Origin of the sequence: Aeromonas sp. FDAARGOS 1405 (genome assembly GCF_019048265.1) — a bacterium.
GTDB classification, from domain to species: Bacteria; Pseudomonadota; Gammaproteobacteria; order Enterobacterales; family Aeromonadaceae; genus Aeromonas; species Aeromonas veronii_A.
This window is the reverse complement of record NZ_CP077311.1, coordinates 3,675,344-3,695,108: the sequence shown is the minus strand read 5'-3', so window position 1 is coordinate 3,695,108 and position 19,765 is coordinate 3,675,344. Positions and strand designations below refer to the sequence as shown.

Here is a 19,765-nt window from a genome sequence, read left to right as displayed (position 1 = left end):
TGAGTGGGGCCAGGAGAGATCACACTTTTGGCTGATCGATCACCAATTTGCCATCCTTGACCGGAATGGTGGCGCCGGGGGCTTGCTTCATGCGGATCACCCCCTCCTGACCTGCGAGGCGATAGGTCACGTCATAACCAATGGTGTTGACGCTCGTATCCTGCACGGTTTTGCAGCGCTGCTCGGTGGTGGTGTAGGTATCCCCCGCCTGCATATTGCCCTGTACCTGATTACCGGCATAACCCCCCGCGACCGCTCCGGCAGCGGTGGCCACCTTCTTGCCGCTGCCGCCGCCAAACTGGTGGCCGACCACGCCCCCCAGCGCCGCGCCCACCACGGTGCCGAGGATCTTGTGCTCATCCTGTACCGGCTTGCGGTGAGTCACGGTGACGTTGCGACACTCCTGACGCGGGGTCTTGATGCTCTCGGTGATCGGCTTGCTGGCGATCACCTCGGCAAAGGTGGGCTGGGGTGTAAAGAGGGAGCCGCTGGCCGCGGCCGAGAGCGCCAGGGCCGAGGCGATGCCAATACCGATACCTGCCATCATGGATCTGTTCATCTTGTTGTTCTCCTGCATACCCATACGGGCTGTTCCAATCTGGCGTCATCTTGTCACAACCGGCTGGCCGGACAAGGCGAGGGGGATGGGCTTGCGACAGGCGCTGGCAAGGTCAAAAAACAGCCACCATGAAAAAGTGTCTGGCTTTGGCGACAACGGACTAAAAGTGACCAGTTTCCGGCGCATGGCGGGCTTTACTTGTGTGATAAGGCGCAATTCGAGTCGCAATTTGCAAGGCGGGCGGCGAGCCGTAAGCCAGAGTGGCAAGGCGTTGACGGGGGCAGGTCAAGGGAGAGGTCTTGAACGGGCGAGCTGTTCGTTGAGATGGCCACGCAAGTGGTTGATAAATGGCTCCAGCCCCATCAGATGTTGGCCGATAAGAGATCACGGCAAGCATTTTGCTTTGATTGGGTGAAGCAGAGGGTGAGCGGGTCGGCAGACAACCGCGTAAGACCTGAAATAAAGAGGTTCACCCGAGATCACCGGATCAACGAGGGGGAGATATGTCAATGTTACCCAGCTGGATCACCCCGGCCATCCAGGCCAACATCATCACGGTGCAGCAGGCCGAACGTCTGCTCTCATCCCTCTACCGACCCCTGGCCGAGCAGGGAGAGGAGCTTCCCGCCGATATCGCCGATATCAGCCTTAAACTCTACTGCTTCCGCCAGCAGGGGAGGATGCGCCACTAAGGTTGGCAAAAGAACACCCCGCGCCAGGCACGGGGTGTTGTCACTCATGTATCACAGGCCCATCAGGCCAACATCACTTGCGCCACCAGCATCAGGGCGCCAAATCCCAGCACAAAGCCCACCATGGGCAGCACGAACTTGACCCACTTGTTGAACTGGATGCCGAGCATCTGCAGGGTGACCAGCACCAGTCCGGTGGGGGCCAGGAACAGCATGGCGTATTGGCCCCAGTTGTAGGCCGACACCACGATATAGCGGGGGATCATCACGGTATCTGCCAGCGGCGCCATGATGGGCATGGAGAGCACTGCGAGCCCGGAGGAGGAGGGCACCACCAGCCCCAGCAGGGTGAACACCAGCATCTGCGCCACCGCGAACACGGCGCCGTGCATGCCGGAGACCAGATCGGAGGCGTAGGCCAGAATGGTGTCCGAGATCATCCCCTGATCCAGCACCAGATTGACCCCCCGTGCCAGCCCGATGATGAGGGAGACCGCCACCAGCTCCGACGCCCCCTGAGTGAAGGCCTCGACTGCCTCTTTCTCTTTGAGACCCGAGATAAAAATGATGATGATGGCGATGGTCAGGAAGGAGGCTGCCATCTGCGGAAACCACCAACCGGCCATGGAGACGCCCCACACCATCAGCGGGAAGGCGAGGATAAACAGGGTCAGAATGATCTTGCGGCGCAGGGTGAAGGGCACCCCTTCGTCCATAGAGCCCTCTTTGAGAAAACGGGCGCGAAAGCTCTCTCTGTCCTCATAGGTGTAGGAGAAGGCAGGGTTGGCCTTGATCTTCTTGCAGTACCAGTAGAGATAACCGATCACCACCAGGGTGCCCACCAGACAGCCAATGGCGCGAAAGATCAGCCCCTCGGTAAAGGGAATGCCGGCGGCATTGGAGGCGATCACCACCGAGAAGGGATTGATGGTGGAGAAGGTGGTTCCCATGGAGGCGGCGAGGAAGATGGCCCCTACGCAGACGATGGAGTCATAGCCGAGCGCCAGAAAGATGGGCACCAGTATGGGGTAGAAGGCGACAGCCTCTTCTTCCAGCCCACAGGTGGTGCCCCCCAACGCCATCACAAAGCAGACCAGCGCCACAAACAGGAACTCATTGCCCCGGGTCTTGCGCGAGAGGGCGACCAGCCCGGCATTGAAGGCGCCGGTCTTGTTGATGACGCCGATCAGTCCCCCCAGTACCAGGATGAAGACAATGATATCCGCCCCCTCTATGGTGCCCTTGACCATGCTGACCGCCACGTCACCGAACCCCTTGGGCGCTTGCTCCAATCGGGCATAGGTGCCGGGAATGGCAATGGGCTTGCGGATGGTGCCGTTGGTAAATTGCTCCACCGCAATATTGATATTGAGTTTTGCCAGGGCATCCTGGGTTGCGGGAAGTCGGCTTATTTCCCCCTGTGGGCTATTGACCATCAGACTTTCACTGGCTGGATTATAAGAGAGCTTGGCATAGGCGCCCGCCGGAATTATCCAGGTCAGTGCAATGGCCAGTAACATAATAAGAAACAGAATGGTAAATGCAGTAGGGAATTGTCTGCGTGGTGTGGTATTCGGCACGGCACACATAAAATGCTCCTTGATAAAGCAGGTTTGGGCTCGGCGGAATATCGGGTCGATAGGGTTTCTGCGTCATACATCCAAGGTACGCAAACTCACTGTGGATTGCGTAGTGATTGGCGAGAAATCTGGCCTGATATTGAACATCCGGTAGATTGTTTCACGTTGTAACCGTAACCCGTGTGTGGCTGAATGAACATGGTGCCATGCTCGCTTTATGGGATGGCTCACAAAATTTATTTTCCATGGATTTAACAGCTGATATGAAATAAAAGTTATTATGCAATAACTATTTCGGCTTTCGTTTTATGCGGTTTACCTTAAATAAAGGTCATGAAAATAGTGCGTGCCGAGATGAATGAAATGACATATAAAGCAGTTTTGACGGAATAATATTCCATTATCGTCATCTTTCGTTATTCGCCAAAAACAGCCTGTGAAAAAAATGGCACGCTTTCCCGTAATGAAATATTTTTTTGCAACGAAAACAGGGGGCCTCTGTTGGCAGCAGGCTGCCCCTGTCTAAGACGTTTTGCTAATACCTGCCGCCGCAGGCTCACTGTTAGGCTGTCATCCCCATAAGAGACCAGTGACGGGCAGGATGCCCATGTCGCTTGCTGATCTCTGATTGATCCCGAAATAGCCCGTTTTGTGCCACTTGTGAGGAAGGAACCCGATGACAGTGCAGAACATCTATGAGCGCGACCTTGCCAAAACTGCCGCCAATTTTGAGGCCCTGACCCCCATCAGCTTTTTGGGGCGGGCGGAGCGGGTCTATCCCGACTATCCGGCGCTGATCCACGGCCCGCTGCGCCAGAGCTGGGGCGAGACCGCCCGCCGTTGCCGCCTGCTGGCCTCGGCCCTGCGGCTCAGCGGTATCGGGGAGGGGGATACCGTCTCCATCGTTGCGCCCAATATCCCGGCGATGTTTGAAGCACACTTCGGGGTGCCCATGAGCGGCGCCGTGCTCAACACCATCAATACCCGGCTCGATGCCGAGTCGATGGCCTTTATCTTCCAGCATGCCCAGAGCAAGGTGGTGCTGGTGGACAGGGAGTTCGGCGCCGTGGTGCGCAAGGCATTGGATCTGCTGGAGCGCCAACCGCTGGTCATCGCCATCGACGATCCCCTCTACCGGGAGGGGGCGCTTGTCAGTGAACTGACCTATGAGGCCTTTATTGCCACTGGTAACGGCGATGAGCCCGGCTGGCTGCCACAAGATGAGTGGAAGGCGATCTCCCTTAACTACACCTCCGGCACCACCGGCAACCCCAAGGGCGTGGTCTATCACCATCGCGGCGCCCACCTCAACGCCATCAACAACGTGCTCTCCTGGGAGCTGCCCAAACACCCCGTCTATCTCTGGACCTTGCCGATGTTTCACTGCAACGGCTGGTGCTTCCCCTGGACGCTGGCTGCCACCGCCGGGGTTAGCGTCTGTCTGCGTCATGTGCAGGCGGCCGCCATTTATGAGGCGCTGCACGAGCACAAGGTGAGTCACTTTTGCGCAGCGCCCATCGTGCTCAATATGCTCAACAATGCCGGCCCGGCGCTCAAGCAGGGGCTGGATCTCCCCATCAAGGTGATGACCGCCGGCGCTGCGCCCCCCGCCACCGTGATCGCCGGGATGGAGGCGATGGGGATCGCCGTGACCCACGTCTATGGCCTCACCGAAACCTATGGCCCCTGCGTGTTGTGCGAGCCGCAAAGACGCTGGCAGGGGCAGGATGCCACGGCGCTCTCCCGCCTCAAGGCACGGCAGGGTGTTGCGTCGCCTCTGCAGGGGGAGATGCGGGTTATCAATCCGGTCACTGGCGAGCCGGTGGCCAAAGATGGCAAAACCATGGGGGAGATAGTGCTGCGCGGTAATGTGGTGATGAAGGGCTATCTCAAAAATCCGGCGGCCAGCGCCGAGGCGATGGCGGAGGGGTGGTTTCGCAGTGGCGATCTGGCGGTATGGCACCCGGATGGTTATGTGGAGATCAAGGACAGATCCAAGGACATCATCATCTCCGGCGGGGAGAATATCTCCAGTCTGGAGGTGGAAGATGTGCTCTATCGCCATCCCGATGTGGACGAAGCGGCGGTGATCGCCATGCCCGATGAAAAGTGGGGGGAGGTGCCCTGCGCCTTCGTGAAATTGAAAGAGGGGCGAGAGACCACCCAGGCGGAGCTGATCGCCTTTTGCCGGGAGCAGATGGCCCACTTCAAGGCCCCTAAACGCATCATCTTCACCCCGCTGCCGAAAACCTCGACCGGCAAGGTGCAAAAATTCGTGTTGCGCAAACAGCTGGGGTAGCGGCCTGTTCGTAAGGAGCCAGCACAGACTTTCATAGGAGGGAGCTAGAGGGCTGCGGGCCCTCCCATTGTGTGGCTAGGGAGCCTTGCAGGCAACGCAGTTGCGGCCGCTCTGTTTGGCCTGATAGAGCATCTGATCGGCGCGCGCGTAGAGGCTCTCCATCTGCTCCCCCTTGCTATTTTCCACCAGCCCGGCGCTGATGGTGATAACCAGCTTATCTCCATCTGGCAGGGGAAGCGGGCTTTGCATCACCTGCAGGCGCAGTCGCTCGGCCAGTGATGCGGCGGCCGAGAGGGTGGTGTTGGGCAGCAAGATGGCAAACTCGTCACCGCCGATGCGGGCCAGCACATCTTCGCTGCGCAGCACCGATTGCATCACCCTGCCCAGATGGATCAGCGCCTGATCGCCCAGCGGGTGACCGTAGCGATCGTTGATGCATTTGAACTGATCCACATCCAGCACTATCAGCACCGAGGTGAGCTGGTGGCGCATGTTCATACTCAGGTTCTTTTCGCACACCTCGAAGAAGAAACGGCGGTTATAAAGTCCGGAGAGGCTGTCACGAACCGATTGATATTGCAGTTGTTCCTTGAGCTGGTGCAGCTCGGTGATATCGGAGGAGATACCGATCAGGGTGGGGGTACCATCAGCCAGCTTGAAGGGGACTTTGACAGACCAGTAGTAATGTTGCTTGCCTTCGGTATCGGTCAGTGACTCTTCACCGGCTTGCAGCTCACCCGTTTCGAACACCCGGTTGTCCAGCTGCCACAGCTGGTTTGCTCCGTGTGGGGAGAACAGCTCATTATCGCTGCGGTTGATGATCTGTTCGGCGGGTAAACCGAGCAGGGCACACACCTTCTGATTGACGTAGAGAAAGCGGTGCTGGCTGTCCTTCATATAGATATGGGCATCCACGTTGGCCAGGATGATCTCCAGCAACTGATGCTGCTCGGCCATACGGGCCTCAATCAGCTTGTGTTCCGTGATATCGGTGGAGATGCCGCACAGACCGATCAGCGTGCCATCCCGGTCGTACATCGGCTTTTTCACGCTCCAGTAGACCCGTTTCTCTCCCGTGGGTTTGAGGTAGTTGATCTCCTCCCGGGCGATGGCGACCTGCTGCTCCAGCACCTGACGATCATTTCGTCTCAGATCTTCCGAGAAGTCGAGGTCAAAAAAGGCGCGATCATCCTTGCCTTGCAGTTCGGCCAGGGTACAACCAAAGAGATCCAGCACAGCCTGATTGGCATAGATATAACGGCCATCCAGATCCTTGGTAAAGAGGTAAGCCCCCATCTCGTTAAAGATGGATCTGAGGTGATCCAGCTCGTGCTGCAATCGGGTGGAGAAGGGTTCATCCTTCATGAAGTTGGCCATCCTTGGGTCGCTGTGATGGGTTGGCTGAACACGAGGCCAACGTGCATCAACTGCTTTAAATTAAGCACTCTTCACGGCATATTTCTCATTTATTTCCGCAGGTTCTGCGTTATGTCACATGGTTGTAACCTCTTAGCAAATCAAAGGAAATCAGTTGAGTCCATGGTTGTTGAGATAGCTTGCCACCATGTATCGACCCCGTATCATCGGCTCTCGACAGAGAAGTTGAACAACAGCTAAATAAACCTCCCCGAGTGGCAAAAAGGGTAACGAACAGGTCTTTAGTCAAACTATTTCCTCGGTGTCCCTGATATCATCTCCAGCAACGCAATATGGAGAGATACGAGATGGTAGTGGCACCGTTTAATTGGAATGACGCAGTTCAGTGGGACGGGCCGGGGGCCATTGCGGGTTGCGAAGAGATCTTGAGTGCCGATCGGCTGGAACGTGCCCGCTATGCCGAGTTTCTGACCAACTACCTCGCCGCCGAAGGCAAGCAGCGCAACTATGTGCTCAACCTTAATGCCGAGTGGGGGGCGGGAAAAACCTGGTTTATCAAGCGCTGGTATATGGAGCTGAAAGCGCACTATCCCACCGTCTATATCGATGCCTGGCAGCAGGACTTTTCCGATGATCCCTTATTGACGGTGATTTCGTCGATTATCGATCAATTGAAAGATGCAACAGGAAATAAGGTTTCCATACCTGATGGCATCAAGCCCAAGCTATTGGGTTTGCTCAAGCTGGGCGGAAAATTGGTGCTCAAGTCTGCTATTAAAAAAGCTGGACTTGAAGATGGTGATTTTTCTGTGGAAGGCGAAGACGCAGATAAGCTGGTTGATACACTTTGCAGCAATCACAAAGAGCGTTATGAATCTATCCAGTATCTTAAACAAGAAATTCGGCAATGGGTTGAAGCTGCGGTTTCAGCAAACTTAGACCAATTGGATGGCCAAGGTCGATTGGATTATCCCGCCTTTATTCTGATTGATGAGCTGGATCGCTGTCGTCCTTCCTATGCTGTGGAAATGCTGGAGACTATCAAGCATATTTTTGATATTCCCAGGGTGGTATTTGTGTTGGCAACAGATACCGAGCAGTTGCAGCATGCTATCAAAGTAATTTATGGGGATGGGTTTGATGCAAAAGCTTATTTGAGAAGGTTTTTTAAAAGGCGCTTTCATTTAAAGCAAATGCCTATTGAAAAGTTTATGAAACCAATACTATTAAATAGTTTTGAACTTTTTAAAGAAAAAGCAATCCAGCACTTATCCGACATTGATGACCTGACAAAAATTTTATCCTATGTTGTATCTTCCTTTTCTTTACCAGCAAGGGAAGTGGAATTGTTTTTAGATAGATTGGTTGCAACAATTAGTAGTGTCAGTAGTTGGAAGATTGACATTTTGTATGTGTCAGCAATATTGATGGCACATGAGTTTGACAATGATACATATATCAGTATAAAAAATACTAGTTTGGTGTTCTCTCCCAACAAAATGACGCCAGAGCATAAACGAGCTGATAAGATCAGTTGGTTGTCAAAGTCTGACAAAATATCAGTGATTTTTTATGGCTTTGAAAGCTCGCATAAAGGCCGCTTGATTAAATTTACATGTGATGGACTTTTAGAATATTTAAAGCATGTTGATTTAGCTTTGCAGGGAAATGAATCAGTTGCAAAGGAATATTTTTCCATGAAAGATGGAAGCACAATATCTGGACGCTATGTACATGGCGGTAATCAACCTGATTGTGATGAAACATATTTCAAGTGTGCAATTTATGACGCAGGAAAAGCAAAATCTGACTATATGGATTTGGTTGAGTTCTCTACATTATTAAAATGATTCCTCTGTATGGAAATACAGAGGAATCAAATAATTATTTATTGTGCCGCTTATAAAGCCGCTGAACGACATCCTGTAATCCCAGCCCTTCGTTTTGCAGCAGCACGGTCAGGTGGTAGAGCAGATCGGCGGATTCGTTGATGAGCTCCTCCCGATCCTTGGCCATGGCGGCCAGCGCCACTTCGACACCTTCCTCACCGACCTTCTGGGCGATGCGCTTGGTGCCTTTGCCATAGAGGCTGGCGGTGTAGCTGGTGGCCGGATCGGCCCCTTTGCGGGCGGCCAGCACCTGCTCCAGCTCTGCCAGAAAACCGAGCGGTGGCAGCGGGTGACCATGGAAGCAGGAGGTTGTCCCTTTGTGGCAGGTGGGGCCGACGGGGTTGGCGGCGATCAGCAGGGAATCCTGATCGCAGTCGGTGCTGATAGCCACGAGCTTGAGCACATTGCCCGAGCTTTCACCCTTGGTCCAGAGTCGCTGTTTGCTGCGGCTAAAGAAGGTGACCTGACCGCTGCTCTGGGTCTTTTCCAGCGCTTCACGGGTCATAAAGCCCTGCATCAACACCTCGCCGCTGGCGGCGTGCTGGACGATGGCGGGGATCATGCCATCGCATTTTTCCCAGTCGAGCTGTTCAATTAATAAGTTGGAATTATGCACGGGTATCGGCTCCTCTATTATCAGACCGGCACTCTGGGCGGGGGATCATGGCGCATTTACACTTTTCCCAGTCGAGCTGCTCGGCAAGGGGGCGCGCGCTGGCGGTTGTTTGTGTGTTGTCTGAGAAGTTATTCACGGATGGCGACTCCTTCGTTTTTCAGCCAGCGTTTCAATTCGGGAATGGGGATAAGGCCCTTGTGGAACACAGAGGCGGCCAGCGCCCCATCCACATCGGCGAGGGTGAAGGCATCGCGAAAGTGCGCCATGGCACCGGCGCCGCCGGAGGCGATCAGCGGCACCTTGCAGACGCTTCGCACCAGCTTGAGCTGGTCGAGATCATAACCTTGGCGCATGCCGTCCTGATTCATCACGTTCAGCACGATTTCACCTGCGCCGCGCTTTTGCACCTCCTGCACCCAGTCGAGGGTGTGCCAGGCGGTGGTGCGGGTGCGGCTCTCGTCACCGGTAAACTGTTTGACCTGATAGTGGCCCGTGTCGGCGTCGAAGTAGGAGTCAATGCCCACCACCACGCACTGTACGCCAAAGCGCTCGGCCAGTCGGCTGATCAGAGTCGGATCGGCCAGCGCCGGAGAGTTGATGGAGACCTTGTCGGCGCCAAATTCCAGGATCTGGCGGGCGTCTTCGACGCTTTTGATGCCACCGGCAACGCAGAAGGGAATATCAATCACCTCCGCCACCCGGCTCACCCAACTCTTGTCCACTACCCGCGCATCGCTGGAGGCGGTGATGTCATAGAACACCAGCTCGTCAGCACCCTCTTCGGCGTAGCGGCGGGCCAGCTCGACAATGCCGCCCATCACCTCGTGGTTGCGAAATTGCACCCCTTTGACCACCACGCCATCTTTCACGTCAAGGCAGGGGATAATGCGTCTTGCCAGCATCAGTTGCCTCCTGTGGTATCGGCTGCGGGGGCTTGCCAGCAGGCGATGGCGTCACCTACCGAGAATTTGCCCTCCAGCAGGGCGCGACCGAGGATGATCCCCTTGACCCCTGAGCCCTTGAGCGCCTCGATATCCTCGATGCCGCCAATGCCGCCGGAGGCCTGGAAACCGACGCTCGGGTAGCGGGCACAGAGATCCCGGTAGAGCTCGACGTTGGTACCGGCCAGGGTGCCGTCACGGCTGATGTCGGTACAGAGCACGTGCTTGAGTCCGGCGGGGAGGAAGCGCTCGATCAGTGCCTCTATGGTTACCCCGCTATTCTCCTGCCAGCCGGCTACCGCGATATGGCGATTGCCCTGGGCGTCGATATTGACGTCCAGCGCCAGCACGATGCGCTCGGGGCCATATTTCTCCATCCAGCTGGCCACCAGATCCGGCGATTTGACGGCGGTGGAGCCGATCACCACCCGGCTGGCGCCGGCGGCCAGCAGATCCGCCACATCCTGCTCGCTGCGCACGCCACCCCCTACCTGCACCGGCGCCTCGGTGGCCGACAGCAGCTGGGCGATGAGGGGGAGCTGGCGCGCCCTGGCATCCTTGGCACCGTCCAGATCCACCAGGTGCAGCTGCACCGCTCCCTGGGAGACATATTCATCGAAGCGGGCCTGCGGGCTGTCGCTGTAGGCGGTCTTCTGGCCGTAGTCGCCCTGATAGAGCCTCACGACTTGGCCGTTAATCAGATCAATGGCTGGGATAATCATCCTTGTTAAAGCTCCAGAAAGTTTTGCAGTAGGCGGGCACCGGCAGCGCCGGAGCGCTCCGGGTGGAATTGGGCGCCAAAGAAGTTGTCACGACCGACGATGGCGGTAAACGGCTGGCCGTAGTCGCAGGTGGCGATGGTGGCGTCGGTCACCTCCAGGGCGTAGGAGTGGACGAAGTAGAAGTAGCTGCCGCTTGGAATGCCCTTGAGCAGCGGGTGGCTCTCGTCGTGCTCCACCTGATTCCAGCCCATATGGGGCAGGCGCAGATTGCCGACTTCCATCAACCGGATCTTGCCCGGCACTATGCCGAGACAGTCGATGAGATCGCCTTCACTGCCATCGGCACTCATGCTCTCTTCGGAGGCCTCCGCCAGCATCTGCATGCCGAGGCAAAAGCCCAGCAGCGGCTGTTTGGCGGTGCGAATGAGCGGCACCAGATTGCGCTCGTTGAGGTTCTTCATGGCGGCCACGGCGGTGCCGACGCCGGGCAGGATCAGCTTGTCAGCCGCTTCGATGTCGGCAGCCTCGCGGGAGACCCGAGGCGCCGCGCCGAGGCGCTCGAACGCCATCCTGACCGACGCCAGATTGGCACACCCCGTGTCGATAATAACCAGCTTCTGCTTGCTCACATCCATCACAACACCCCCTTGCTGGAGGGGAGTTCGCTCCCTTCCACCCGAATGGCCTGGCGCAGGGCACGGCCAAAGCCCTTGAACAGCGCCTCCACCTGATGGTGGGTGTTGCCGCTGCCTACCTTCATCTGCAAGGTGATGGCCATGGCATCAGAAAGTGAGCGGAAGAAGTGGGGCACCATCTCGGTGGCCATCTCGCCCACATTGTCGCGGCCAAAACCGCTCGGGCAGTCGAACACAAAGTAGGGGCGGCCGCTCAAATCCAGCGCGGTGGCCACCTCCTGCTCGGTGAGCGGGGTCTCTTCATCCGCACGAGGGCGGCCATCGATCACCGCCTGTACCTCGTCCATCGCCAGCACGAAGCCGAAGCGGCCGATGCCGCGCTTGTTGCCAAGGGCCTGGCGCAGGGCTTGACCTAGCGCGAGTCCTACATCTTCCACCGTGTGGTGATCGTCGATGTGCAGATCGCCGCTCACCTTGAGCTTGAGCCTGAAGCCGGCGTGGGTCGCTATCTGATCCAACATGTGATCAAAGAAGCCGATGCCGGTTTCAATCTGGTTGCCGCCGCTCTTGTCCAAATCAACCGCCACCTGGATGCGGGTCTCCTTGGTGTAGCGCTCCACCGAGGCGGTACGCCCCTTGGAGAGCAGCTGATCACGGATGGCGAGCCAATTGTGATCTTGCGGGTGGTAGCGAATACCGCGAATGCCCATGTTCTCGGCAAGTTGCAGATCGGTCTGTCTGTCACCAATCACGAAGGAGTTGGCAAAGTCGATGCGACCCGAGGCGAGATACTCCTTCACCAGGCCGAGGTGGGGCTTGCGGCAGTTGCAGCCGTCGGTGGGGAAGTGGGGGCAGATCAGCACCTGCTCCCAGCTCACTCCTTGCGATTCGAACAGGTGCATCATCAGATCGTGGGGCGGCTGGAAGTTCTCCAGCGGCAGGCTGGCGGTGCCCAGCCCATCCTGGTTGGTCACCATCACCAGCACGTAACCGGCGGCCTGCAGCTCGCGCAGCACCGGGATCACCATGGGCTCGAAGCGCAGCTTGGCGAGGCTGTCCACCTGCTTGTCGGTCACCGGCTCTTCAATCAGGGTGCCGTCGCGGTCGATAAACAAAAACGGGGTCTTCATCGCTACATCCTTGTCTTACAAAGTGGGAGAGGGCAGGTCACGCAGCACGGCCAGCACGGCGTCCATCTCGCCCTGATAGCCAATGGTGACGCGAATGCTGTTGTCCAGGCCCGGCTTGGTCGAGAAGTCCCGCAGGATGATGCCGGCGGCCTTCATGGCGGCAAAGACGGCGGCGCCATCCACAAAGCGCACCAGCACGAAGTTGCCCTTGTCCTCGAACACTTCCTTCACGCAGGCAAATCTTGCCAGCTCAGCCTTGAAGGCGGCCTTTTGCTTGTTGAGCTCCACCACGCGCTCGTGCATCAGCTCGAGCCCCATGGGGGAGAGGGCCTGCGCCGCTATCTGGGCGATAGGCTCGGGAATGGGATAGGGGGCGATCACCTTGGCCAGCATGGCGATCACCTCCGGGCTTGCCAGCGTAAAGCCGCAGCGGATCCCCGCCAGGGCAAAGGCCTTGGAGAGGGTGCGGGTCACCACCAGATTGGGGAAGCGAGCCAGCAGGTCCACCACGGAAGCCTCGGGGCAGAACTCGATATAGGCCTCGTCCACCACCACGATGGCGCGATCCTGCGCCTTCTCCAGCAGGGCGATGAGGCCGTCGCGACCCACCAGATCCCCGGTGGGGTTGTTGGGGGAGCAGAGAAACACCAGCTTCACGTCGCCGAGGCGATCGGCGATGGCGGGCCAGTCCGGCTGGCGGCTAGCGGTGAGCGGTTGCTCGACGATGCCGACACCACAGGTCTCGGCGCTGATGGCGTACATGCCGTAGGTGGGGGGGCAGATGAGGATCTGATCCTGTCCCGCTTCACAGAAGGTGCGGATCAAGAGCTCGATGGCCTCGTCGGCACCGCGGCTCACCAGCACCTGATCGGGATTGACCCCGGCGTAGGCGGCATAGCCGTTCACCACCTCGACCGGTTGGCACTCGGGGTAGCGGTTGAGACGGCTCCCCTCGACGGTAAAGGGATAGGCCAGCGGGGCCTCGTTGGCGTTGAGCCAGACGTGGCCCTTGCCGCCGATACGGCGGGCGGATTGATAGGGGGTGAGGGCCCGCACCACGCGGCGTGCCAGATTGGCAATGCTCATGACAAATCCTTCTGCTGTGCTGTTTGTTGGGGCGCGGCGGCCAGGGCGTTCAACCTCAGGGTGACGGCATTCTTGTGACCATCAAGCCCCTCGGCCTGGGCGATGCGCTCTACGATGGGGCCAAGGCCCTGAATGCCGCGCTCGCTCAGCTCCTGCACCGTGTAGCGGCGCTGATAGTCGGCGAGGCCCAGGCTCGAGCAGGTGCGGGCATAGCCGTAGGTGGGCAAAGTGTGGTTGGTGCCGCTGGCGTAATCCCCCACGGATTCTGGTGTCCATGCCCCGAGGAAGATGGAGCCGGCGTTTTCAAGCCGGTCCAGCAGCTCACGCGGGGCGCGGGTCTGCACGATCAGGTGCTCCGGCGCGTAGGCGTTGGAGATGGCGCAGGCCTCGGCCAGATCGTCACAGAGGATCACCAGGCTTGAACCCAGCGCCTTGGCGGCGATGTCGCGCCGAGTGAGTTTGGCCAGCTGGCGCTTGATCTCGCCGTTGATGGCGTCGGCCAGCAGCGGTGAGGTGGTCACCAGCACCACCTGGCTGTCGGGGCCATGCTCGGCCTGGGAGAGCAGATCCGCCGCCACGAAGGCGGGGTTGGCGCTCTCGTCGGCAATCACCAGCACCTCGGAGGGGCCAGCTGGCATGTCGATGGCAGCGCCGCGCCAGTCGCGGGAAACCTGCCCCTTGGCTTCGGTCACATAGGCGTTGCCCGGGCCGAAGATCTTGTCCACCTTGGGAATGCTCTCGGTGCCGTATGCCATCGCCGCGATGGCCTGGGCGCCGCCGATGGCGAACACCTTCTCGACCCCGCAGGCGCGGGCGGCAAACAGGATCTCGTCGCTGGCGGGGGACGGGGTGCAGAGCACCACTTCACGGCAACCGGCGATAGCCGCCGGAATAGCCAGCATCATCACGGTGGAGGGGAGCGGCGCGCTGCCGCCAGGCACATAGAGGCCGACCCGGTTGATGGGCTGGGTGCGCAGCTCGCACACCACCCCGGGCTGGGTTTCCACCCGTACCACAGGCTGCACTTGGGCGGCGTGGAAGGTGCGAATATTGGCAATCGCCGCTTCGATGGCGCTTTTGATGTCGTCATCCAGCCGCGCGCAGGCAGCTTCAATCTCATCTTCGCTGACGCGGAACCGCTCACGGGGGGCGCGCTCGAAGCGCAGGCTGAGCTCGCGCAGGGCCTCATCGCCACGGCTGCGTACCGCTGCGATGATCTCTTTGACCACGGCGCCGATATCGGCCTCGTCATTGAGGGCCGATCGGGTCAGCACGTCGGCCTGCTGGGCGGGGGAGAGGGTTTTCCAGATCAGGGTCTGCATGATATCCCTTCCTTATTCCATCATTTTTTCGATGGGCAGCACCAGAATGGAGCTGGCACCGAGGGCCTTGAGCTGCTCCATGGTCTCCCAGAACAGGGTCTCGCTGGAGACGACGTGCAGCGCCACCTGATTGGTGTCACCGGCCAGTTGCATGATGGTGGGGCGCTCGGCACCCGGTAGCAGATCGGTGATGGCATCGAGCTTGTCTTTGGGGGCGTGCAGCATGATGTACTTGCTCTCGCGGGCCTGCTGCATCCCCTGAATGCGGGGCAGCAGTTTGTCGATGAGCTTCTGCTTGGCATCGGACAAGGGGTTGGGGGCCTGTACCAGCACCGCTTTGGAGCGGTAGATCACCTCCACCTCTTTCAGGCCATTGGCTTCCAGGGTCGCGCCGGTGGAGACCAGATCGCAGATGGCATCGGCCAGGCCCGCGCGGGGCGCCACTTCCACCGAGCCGCCCAGCATCACGCTCTTGAAGCCAAGGCCCTTTTCATCAAAGAAGCGCTTGAGCAGCCCGGGGTAGGAGGTCGCGATGCGCTTGCCGGCAAGGCTCTCTGGCCCTGTGTAGGTCACATCTTCCGGCACCGCCAGCGAGAGGCGGCAGCCACCGAAGTCCAGCTGCTTGAGGGTTTTGACCTCGAAGGGCAGTCCCTGTGAAGCGCGAATAAGCTGCACCTCTTCCAGCACGTTCTCGCCGATGATGCCAAGGTCAACCACCCCTTCCATCACCAGACCCGGGATGTCGTCATCGCGCACCCGCAAGATATCGATGGGCATGTTCTCGACATGGGCGATAAGGCGCTGCTCGCGCAGGTTGATTTTCAGGCCGCAGCTCTTGAACAGGGCTTGGGAGTCCTGGCTCAGACGACCGGACTTTTGCATGGCGATACGTAGACGTTGTGTTTCCATTGCTCGATTTCCTTCTAGTCAAAAACGAAAAAACCCTCGGAAGTGGGTGCTTCCGAGGGTTTATGAATCTTGCGGTCCTTTTGGAAGTCACCAGTTAAGTGTCCTCCAGCAGTCAACCTCCTGAAAGACTAGTCGGGATGATGATGGTGGTGATGAGTCTTCAGGGTGGCGAACTTCATGTAATCAATCCTTTACAAAATAAGATGTCGTAATTGACGCCTGATTTAAACTACCTGCCTTGACAGAAAATGCAACCCGAAATTGTGATTTGATCGATTAAAGTGGCGAAAACGGTTTTCTGGCCGATAACTAGACAATAACCCCTTGCAGGAGTCGCCATCATGCCCAGCCAGGACCTGTTGTTCCCCATTTTGCCCCGGGCGCCCGCCGCGCCCGGCAGCGAAGAGATCAAGCGGGAAGTGAACCAGATCAGCAAAAAGCACCAGCTGCGCAAGACCAGCACTGACAACAGTGACTCCCAGCAGCGCCAGCAGGCGTATAGCACGCCCGCCAAGCGTGATCAGCCCAAGGCGGAGGAGGTTGATCACAAGCCGGATCCCGAGCATCAGATCGATCTGTTTGTCTAGGCAGATTATCTGTCCCGCTTTTGCCGCGCTTTTGGCATAATGGCCGCTTTTGCTGCGGGACGCCCTTGTGACCATCCAGACCCTGTTCAAGCCAGATGGCCCTCTGGCCAGCCATATCGACGGTTTCAAAGCCCGCGCTCCCCAACTGGAGATGGCCGAAGCGGTCGCGCGCGCCATCAAAAGTGGTGGCCGTCTGCTGGTGGAGGCGGGGACCGGTACCGGCAAGACCTACGCCTATCTGGTGCCGGCGTTGGAGTCCGGCAAGCGGGTGGTGATCAGTACCGGCTCCAAAAATCTGCAGGAACAGCTCTTCTATCGGGATCTCCCGACCATTACCGGCGCGCTCTCCTACACCCCGCCGGTGGCCCTGCTCAAGGGACGCAGCAACTATCTCTGCATCGAGCGGATGAACCGGCTCTTGAGCGAATCCCATCTGCAAAAGCCTGAAATTCTCAACGATCTGGTGAAGGTCAAATCCTGGTCCACCGCTACCGATAACGGCGATGTGGGGGATATTCCGGGATTGCAGGAGAACGCCGAGATCCTGGCTCACGTCACCAGCACCAACGACAACTGCCTCGGTCGCGACTGCCCCTATTATGACGACTGCCATCTGGTGGTGGCCCGTCGCCGTGCCATGGATGCCCAGGTGGTGGTGATCAACCATCACCTCTTCTTCGCCGATATGGCGGTGAAAGACACCGGATTTGGCGAGTTGGTGCCCGAAGCGCAAGTCTACGTGTTTGACGAGGCACACCAGCTGCCGGAGATCGCCACCAACTATTTCGGCAAGTCGGTGGGTAGCCGAACGATTCAGGATCTGGCGCAGGATATCCAGCTGGCCTATCGGGCAGAGGCGCACGACATGGCCCAGCTCGGCAAGGCGGCGGACCGGCTCGCTATCGCCAGTCAGGACTTGCGTCTCGCCTTCGGGGTGGATGGCGGTCGTGGTAATACCCGCGACATGCTGCGCCGGCCGCTCTGGGGTCAGGCCTTGGCTCGTCTCAACGATGCCATCGGGCTCTGCTACGAGGTGCTGAAACTGGCTCTCGGCCGTGGCGAGCAGCTGGATCACGCCTTCGAGCGCATCAGTGAACTGCGCACCCGCCTGGGTGAAGTGCTGGCGGTCAACCAGACCGGTTTCTCCTACTGGTACGACTGCTCACGGCTTCATTTCACCCTCAATCTCACGCCGCTTTCGGTGGCCGAGCGATTCAGTGCCGAGGTGCAAAGACCGGAAGTGGCCTGGGTCTTCACTTCCGCCACCCTGACGGTGGATATGCGTTTTGACCACTTCAAGGCCGAGCTGGGGCTGGCGGGCAGCGCCGAGCTGATCCTCGACAGCCCGTTTGACTATGGCGAGCAGGCGCGGCTCTGTGTGCCCCGTTTTCTACCGGAACCCAACGCCTTTGGCCGTGGCGAGCAGCTGGCCAATCTGATGATCCCGCTTATCAACAAGACACCGGGGGGCTGTTTCTTCCTCTGCACCAGCCATCAGGTGATGCGCCAGGTAGCCGAGGTGCTGCGCCGGGAGATTGGCCGTACCGTCTTGTTGCAGGGGGAGGATAACAAGCAGCGGCTGCTCAAGGAGTTTGTCGAGAATGGCCGTGCCGTGCTGGTGGCGACCAGCAGTTTCTGGGAGGGGATCGACGTGCGAGGGGCTGCGTTGTCGTGTGTTATCATCGACAAGCTGCCGTTTGCCAGCCCTGATGATCCGCTGCTCAAGGCGCGGGTGGATGATTGCAAGCTCAAGGGGGGGGATCCCTTCGCCGAGCTGCAGTTGCCCAAGGCGGTGATTGCCCTCAAGCAGGGGGTGGGGCGGCTTATTCGTGATCGCAGTGATCACGGGGTACTGGTGATATGTGATCCACGCATGGTCAACAAGCCTTATGGCGCCACCTTTATCAAGAGTCTGCCCGCCATCCCTCGCACCCGGGAGTTGGGAACGTTGGGGATTTTTTTCGATCGCACTGAACGCGGTGAATAAGTGTGCCGCCAGATAACAGATTTGAACAACGGGTGAGCATATCTCGCTTGCCGGTTATGTAATTGACTGATTTTATAGAGATTGGAAAGCATGAACGAGTTGAAGATCCTGGCCGTTGATACCGCCACCGAAGCCTGCTCCGCCGCCTTGCTGGTGGGTGACAAGCTGTTCTCCCGCTGGGAGGAGGCGCCACGGGATCACACCCGAAAAATCCTGCCCATGGTTCAGGCTGTGTTAGAGGATGCCGGGATAAGTTTGAGTGACCTCGATGCCATCGCGTTCGGCCGTGGTCCGGGCTCCTTTACCGGCGTGCGGATCGGCATCAGTGTGGCGCAAGGTCTGGCGTTTGGTGCGGGTGTGCCGCTGATTGGCATCTCGACCTTGGCCGCCATGGCGCAAGGCGCCTATCGACTGGATGGCGCCGAGCAGGTGCTGACCGCCATCGATGCGCGGATGAACGAGGTCTATTTCGGCCGCTATGAGCTAATTGATGGCCGTATGCAGCTGGTGGGGGACGAGGTGGTGAGCGAACCCGCGGCACTTGTTGACGTCCGTGGCAAGCTTGCGGGCCCTGTGACCTGCGTCGGCACCGGTTTTGAAACCTATGGCGAGACCCTGAGTGGTCTGGCCGATGAGCTGGCGGTGAGTCAGGTGCGCTTCCCGGCGGCAGAAGACATGTTGCCGTTGGCCCGCGCCGCCTGGCTGGCGGGGGAGGCGGTGCCAGTGGAGCAGGCGACGCCGGTCTATTTGCGTGACAAGGTGACCTGGAAAAAACTGCCGGGTCGCGAATAAGGGCAGGAGCACTGACAGCATGTCGCTCTTGCCGCTCATCAGCTGCAACACAAGCGGATGGCCCGACGGGCTACGCCGGCAACAGGAGAGTGACATGATGCGTAATACCAGAAGCGACATGATGAAACGCGGGTTGGTGGTCGGGGCGCTGGCCCTGCTGCTCGGAGCCTGCAGCTCGGTTCCTAAAGAGCTGGCCTATGAGCCAGAAAACCAGCTGGTGGCCTATCAGCCCGCCCTTGGCGGGATGGAGGGCAAACCGGCCCGCTGGAGCGGCGTTATCTCGGCGGTGCACAACAAGGCGGATCAGAGCGTTATTGAAGTGGTCTATCTGCCGCTTAAATCCAACGGTGTGCCGGAGCAGACCGAGCAGAGCCCGGGCCGTTTTCTGGCTATCATGAAGGGTTTTGTCGATCCGACCCTCTACGCCAAGGGGCGCAGTCTGACGGTGCTTGGTACCATAGGCCAACCGGTTGATAGCCAGATTGGCGAGCACAAGTACCGCTTCTCTGTGCTCAATGTGACGGGCAGCAAGCTGTGGCCGCCAGTCAAGGAGGTGGAGGTGCGCTATATGGACCCCTACTTCTACGACCCCTTCTATGATCCCTTCTGGCCGAGACGGCCGCTGCGTCGCTAAGGCTTACC

Annotated in this window: 18 protein-coding genes and 1 other annotated feature; of the genes, 7 read left to right on the top strand and 11 right to left on the bottom strand. The window is 58.6% G+C overall.

All coding sequences use genetic code 11. The annotated features are described in order from the left end of the window. Window positions 1-19: 19 nt before the first annotated feature. A complete protein-coding gene (locus I6L35_RS16905; protein WP_031227576.1) occupies window positions 20-559 on the bottom strand; it encodes a glycine zipper 2TM domain-containing protein in 540 nt (179 codons plus the stop codon). Window positions 560-1,062: 503 nt separating this feature from the next. Between I6L35_RS16905 and I6L35_RS16900 the strand changes: the two genes are divergently transcribed. Then, the gene (locus I6L35_RS16900; RefSeq protein ID WP_159158888.1) at window positions 1,063-1,251 is read left to right on the top strand and encodes a hypothetical protein; all 189 of its coding nucleotides are present in this window, start codon (window positions 1,063-1,065) and stop codon (window positions 1,249-1,251) included. A gap of 62 nt (window positions 1,252-1,313) precedes the next feature. Here I6L35_RS16900 and I6L35_RS16895 read toward each other — a convergent pair whose 3' ends face one another. Continuing rightward, window positions 1,314-2,840, bottom strand: a complete 1,527-nt coding sequence (locus tag I6L35_RS16895; protein ID WP_216978826.1) for a YfcC family protein — start codon at window positions 2,838-2,840, stop codon at window positions 1,314-1,316. A gap of 667 nt (window positions 2,841-3,507) precedes the next feature. Here I6L35_RS16895 and I6L35_RS16890 point away from each other — a divergent pair. Beyond that, a complete protein-coding gene (locus I6L35_RS16890) occupies window positions 3,508-5,130 on the top strand; it encodes an acyl-CoA synthetase (protein ID WP_216978825.1) in 1,623 nt (540 codons plus the stop codon). Window positions 5,131-5,205: 75 nt separating this feature from the next. Here I6L35_RS16890 and I6L35_RS16885 read toward each other — a convergent pair whose 3' ends face one another. Continuing rightward, window positions 5,206-6,495 carry a diguanylate cyclase gene (locus tag I6L35_RS16885; RefSeq protein WP_216978824.1) on the bottom strand — a complete coding sequence of 430 codons (1,290 nt, stop codon included), beginning with the start codon at window positions 6,493-6,495 and terminating at the stop codon, window positions 5,206-5,208. Window positions 6,496-6,854: 359 nt separating this feature from the next. On the opposite strand from I6L35_RS16885, the gene I6L35_RS16880 reads away from it, so the two are divergent. After that, the gene (locus I6L35_RS16880; protein WP_216978823.1) at window positions 6,855-8,357 is read left to right on the top strand and encodes a P-loop NTPase fold protein; all 1,503 of its coding nucleotides are present in this window, start codon (window positions 6,855-6,857) and stop codon (window positions 8,355-8,357) included. Window positions 8,358-8,391: 34 nt separating this feature from the next. Here I6L35_RS16880 and hisIE read toward each other — a convergent pair whose 3' ends face one another. The 8 genes from hisIE to hisG form a co-directional block, all read right to left on the bottom strand. Next, window positions 8,392-8,958 (bottom strand): bifunctional phosphoribosyl-AMP cyclohydrolase/phosphoribosyl-ATP diphosphatase HisIE, encoded by a 567-nt coding sequence (gene hisIE, locus I6L35_RS16875; protein WP_254204581.1) that lies wholly within the window; start codon window positions 8,956-8,958, stop codon window positions 8,392-8,394. 182 nt (window positions 8,959-9,140) lie between these two features. Beyond that, window positions 9,141-9,914: an imidazole glycerol phosphate synthase subunit HisF gene (gene hisF, locus I6L35_RS16870; RefSeq protein ID WP_047440078.1), complete on the bottom strand. Its 774-nt coding sequence runs from the start codon at window positions 9,912-9,914 to the stop codon at window positions 9,141-9,143. Further along, complete coding sequence (gene hisA / locus I6L35_RS16865; RefSeq protein WP_216978822.1) at window positions 9,914-10,675, bottom strand: 1-(5-phosphoribosyl)-5-[(5-phosphoribosylamino)methylideneamino]imidazole-4-carboxamide isomerase; 762 nt, start codon at window positions 10,673-10,675, stop codon at window positions 9,914-9,916. Before hisA ends, hisF begins: the two co-directional genes overlap by 1 nt. A gap of 5 nt (window positions 10,676-10,680) precedes the next feature. Beyond that, window positions 10,681-11,310: an imidazole glycerol phosphate synthase subunit HisH gene (hisH, locus tag I6L35_RS16860; RefSeq protein WP_216978821.1), complete on the bottom strand. Its 630-nt coding sequence runs from the start codon at window positions 11,308-11,310 to the stop codon at window positions 10,681-10,683. Next, entirely contained in the window at window positions 11,310-12,440 is a 1,131-nt protein-coding gene (hisB, locus tag I6L35_RS16855) for a bifunctional histidinol-phosphatase/imidazoleglycerol-phosphate dehydratase HisB (protein ID WP_216978820.1), read from the bottom strand. Before hisB ends, hisH begins: the two co-directional genes overlap by 1 nt. Window positions 12,441-12,455: 15 nt before the next feature. Continuing rightward, window positions 12,456-13,526, bottom strand: a complete 1,071-nt coding sequence (gene hisC, locus I6L35_RS16850; RefSeq protein WP_216978819.1) for a histidinol-phosphate transaminase — start codon at window positions 13,524-13,526, stop codon at window positions 12,456-12,458. Beyond that, on the bottom strand, window positions 13,523-14,848 hold the full coding sequence (gene hisD, locus I6L35_RS16845) for a histidinol dehydrogenase (protein WP_216978818.1): 1,326 nt from the start codon (window positions 14,846-14,848) through the stop codon (window positions 13,523-13,525). The genes hisC and hisD overlap by 4 nt, the downstream gene beginning before the upstream one ends. Before the next feature lie 12 nt (window positions 14,849-14,860). Beyond that, window positions 14,861-15,757 (bottom strand): ATP phosphoribosyltransferase, encoded by an 897-nt coding sequence (gene hisG, locus I6L35_RS16840; RefSeq protein WP_071910208.1) that lies wholly within the window; start codon window positions 15,755-15,757, stop codon window positions 14,861-14,863. Between the two features lie 28 nt (window positions 15,758-15,785). Next, window positions 15,786-15,910 (bottom strand) — a sequence feature (His leader region). 188 nt (window positions 15,911-16,098) lie between these two features. Between hisG and I6L35_RS16835 the strand changes: the two genes are divergently transcribed. The 4 genes from I6L35_RS16835 to I6L35_RS16820 all read left to right on the top strand — a co-directional run bounded on the left by I6L35_RS16835 (window position 16,099) and on the right by I6L35_RS16820 (window position 19,757). After that, window positions 16,099-16,344 carry a hypothetical protein gene (locus I6L35_RS16835; RefSeq protein WP_216978817.1) on the top strand — a complete coding sequence of 82 codons (246 nt, stop codon included), beginning with the start codon at window positions 16,099-16,101 and terminating at the stop codon, window positions 16,342-16,344. Between the two features lie 67 nt (window positions 16,345-16,411). Next, on the top strand, window positions 16,412-18,331 hold the full coding sequence (locus I6L35_RS16830) for an ATP-dependent DNA helicase (protein WP_216978816.1): 1,920 nt from the start codon (window positions 16,412-16,414) through the stop codon (window positions 18,329-18,331). 90 nt (window positions 18,332-18,421) lie between these two features. Continuing rightward, a complete protein-coding gene (tsaB, locus tag I6L35_RS16825) occupies window positions 18,422-19,123 on the top strand; it encodes a tRNA (adenosine(37)-N6)-threonylcarbamoyltransferase complex dimerization subunit type 1 TsaB (protein ID WP_005345613.1) in 702 nt (233 codons plus the stop codon). A 118-nt stretch (window positions 19,124-19,241) separates the two neighbouring features. Further along, a complete protein-coding gene (locus I6L35_RS16820; RefSeq protein ID WP_216980310.1) occupies window positions 19,242-19,757 on the top strand; it encodes a Slp family lipoprotein in 516 nt (171 codons plus the stop codon). Window positions 19,758-19,765: the final 8 nt, after the last annotated feature.

What these genes read in the sequence shown, in the direction of transcription:
- I6L35_RS16880 (WP_216978823.1), top strand. Translation starts at nt 6,855, where the DNA reads ATGGTAGTGGCACCGTTTAATTGGAATGACGCAGTTCAGTGGGACGGG.
- I6L35_RS16885 (WP_216978824.1), bottom strand. Translation starts at nt 6,495, where the DNA reads ATGAAGGATGAACCCTTCTCCACCCGATTGCAGCACGAGCTGGATCAC.
- I6L35_RS16895 (WP_216978826.1), bottom strand. Translation starts at nt 2,840, where the DNA reads ATGTGTGCCGTGCCGAATACCACACCACGCAGACAATTCCCTACTGCA.
- hisB (WP_216978820.1), bottom strand. Translation starts at nt 12,440, where the DNA reads ATGAAGACCCCGTTTTTGTTTATCGACCGCGACGGCACCCTGATTGAA.
- hisF (WP_047440078.1), bottom strand. Translation starts at nt 9,914, where the DNA reads ATGCTGGCAAGACGCATTATCCCCTGCCTTGACGTGAAAGATGGCGTG.
- I6L35_RS16905 (WP_031227576.1), bottom strand. Translation starts at nt 559, where the DNA reads ATGAACAGATCCATGATGGCAGGTATCGGTATTGGCATCGCCTCGGCC.
- hisIE (WP_254204581.1), bottom strand. Translation starts at nt 8,958, where the DNA reads ATGATCCCCGCCATCGTCCAGCACGCCGCCAGCGGCGAGGTGTTGATG.
- hisD (WP_216978818.1), bottom strand. Translation starts at nt 14,848, where the DNA reads ATGCAGACCCTGATCTGGAAAACCCTCTCCCCCGCCCAGCAGGCCGAC.
- I6L35_RS16890 (WP_216978825.1), top strand. Translation starts at nt 3,508, where the DNA reads ATGACAGTGCAGAACATCTATGAGCGCGACCTTGCCAAAACTGCCGCC.
- I6L35_RS16900 (WP_159158888.1), top strand. Translation starts at nt 1,063, where the DNA reads ATGTCAATGTTACCCAGCTGGATCACCCCGGCCATCCAGGCCAACATC.
- I6L35_RS16835 (WP_216978817.1), top strand. Translation starts at nt 16,099, where the DNA reads ATGCCCAGCCAGGACCTGTTGTTCCCCATTTTGCCCCGGGCGCCCGCC.
- I6L35_RS16820 (WP_216980310.1), top strand. Translation starts at nt 19,242, where the DNA reads ATGATGAAACGCGGGTTGGTGGTCGGGGCGCTGGCCCTGCTGCTCGGA.
- hisC (WP_216978819.1), bottom strand. Translation starts at nt 13,526, where the DNA reads ATGAGCATTGCCAATCTGGCACGCCGCGTGGTGCGGGCCCTCACCCCC.
- hisH (WP_216978821.1), bottom strand. Translation starts at nt 11,310, where the DNA reads ATGGATGTGAGCAAGCAGAAGCTGGTTATTATCGACACGGGGTGTGCC.
- hisG (WP_071910208.1), bottom strand. Translation starts at nt 15,757, where the DNA reads ATGGAAACACAACGTCTACGTATCGCCATGCAAAAGTCCGGTCGTCTG.
- tsaB (WP_005345613.1), top strand. Translation starts at nt 18,422, where the DNA reads ATGAACGAGTTGAAGATCCTGGCCGTTGATACCGCCACCGAAGCCTGC.
- hisA (WP_216978822.1), bottom strand. Translation starts at nt 10,675, where the DNA reads ATGATTATCCCAGCCATTGATCTGATTAACGGCCAAGTCGTGAGGCTC.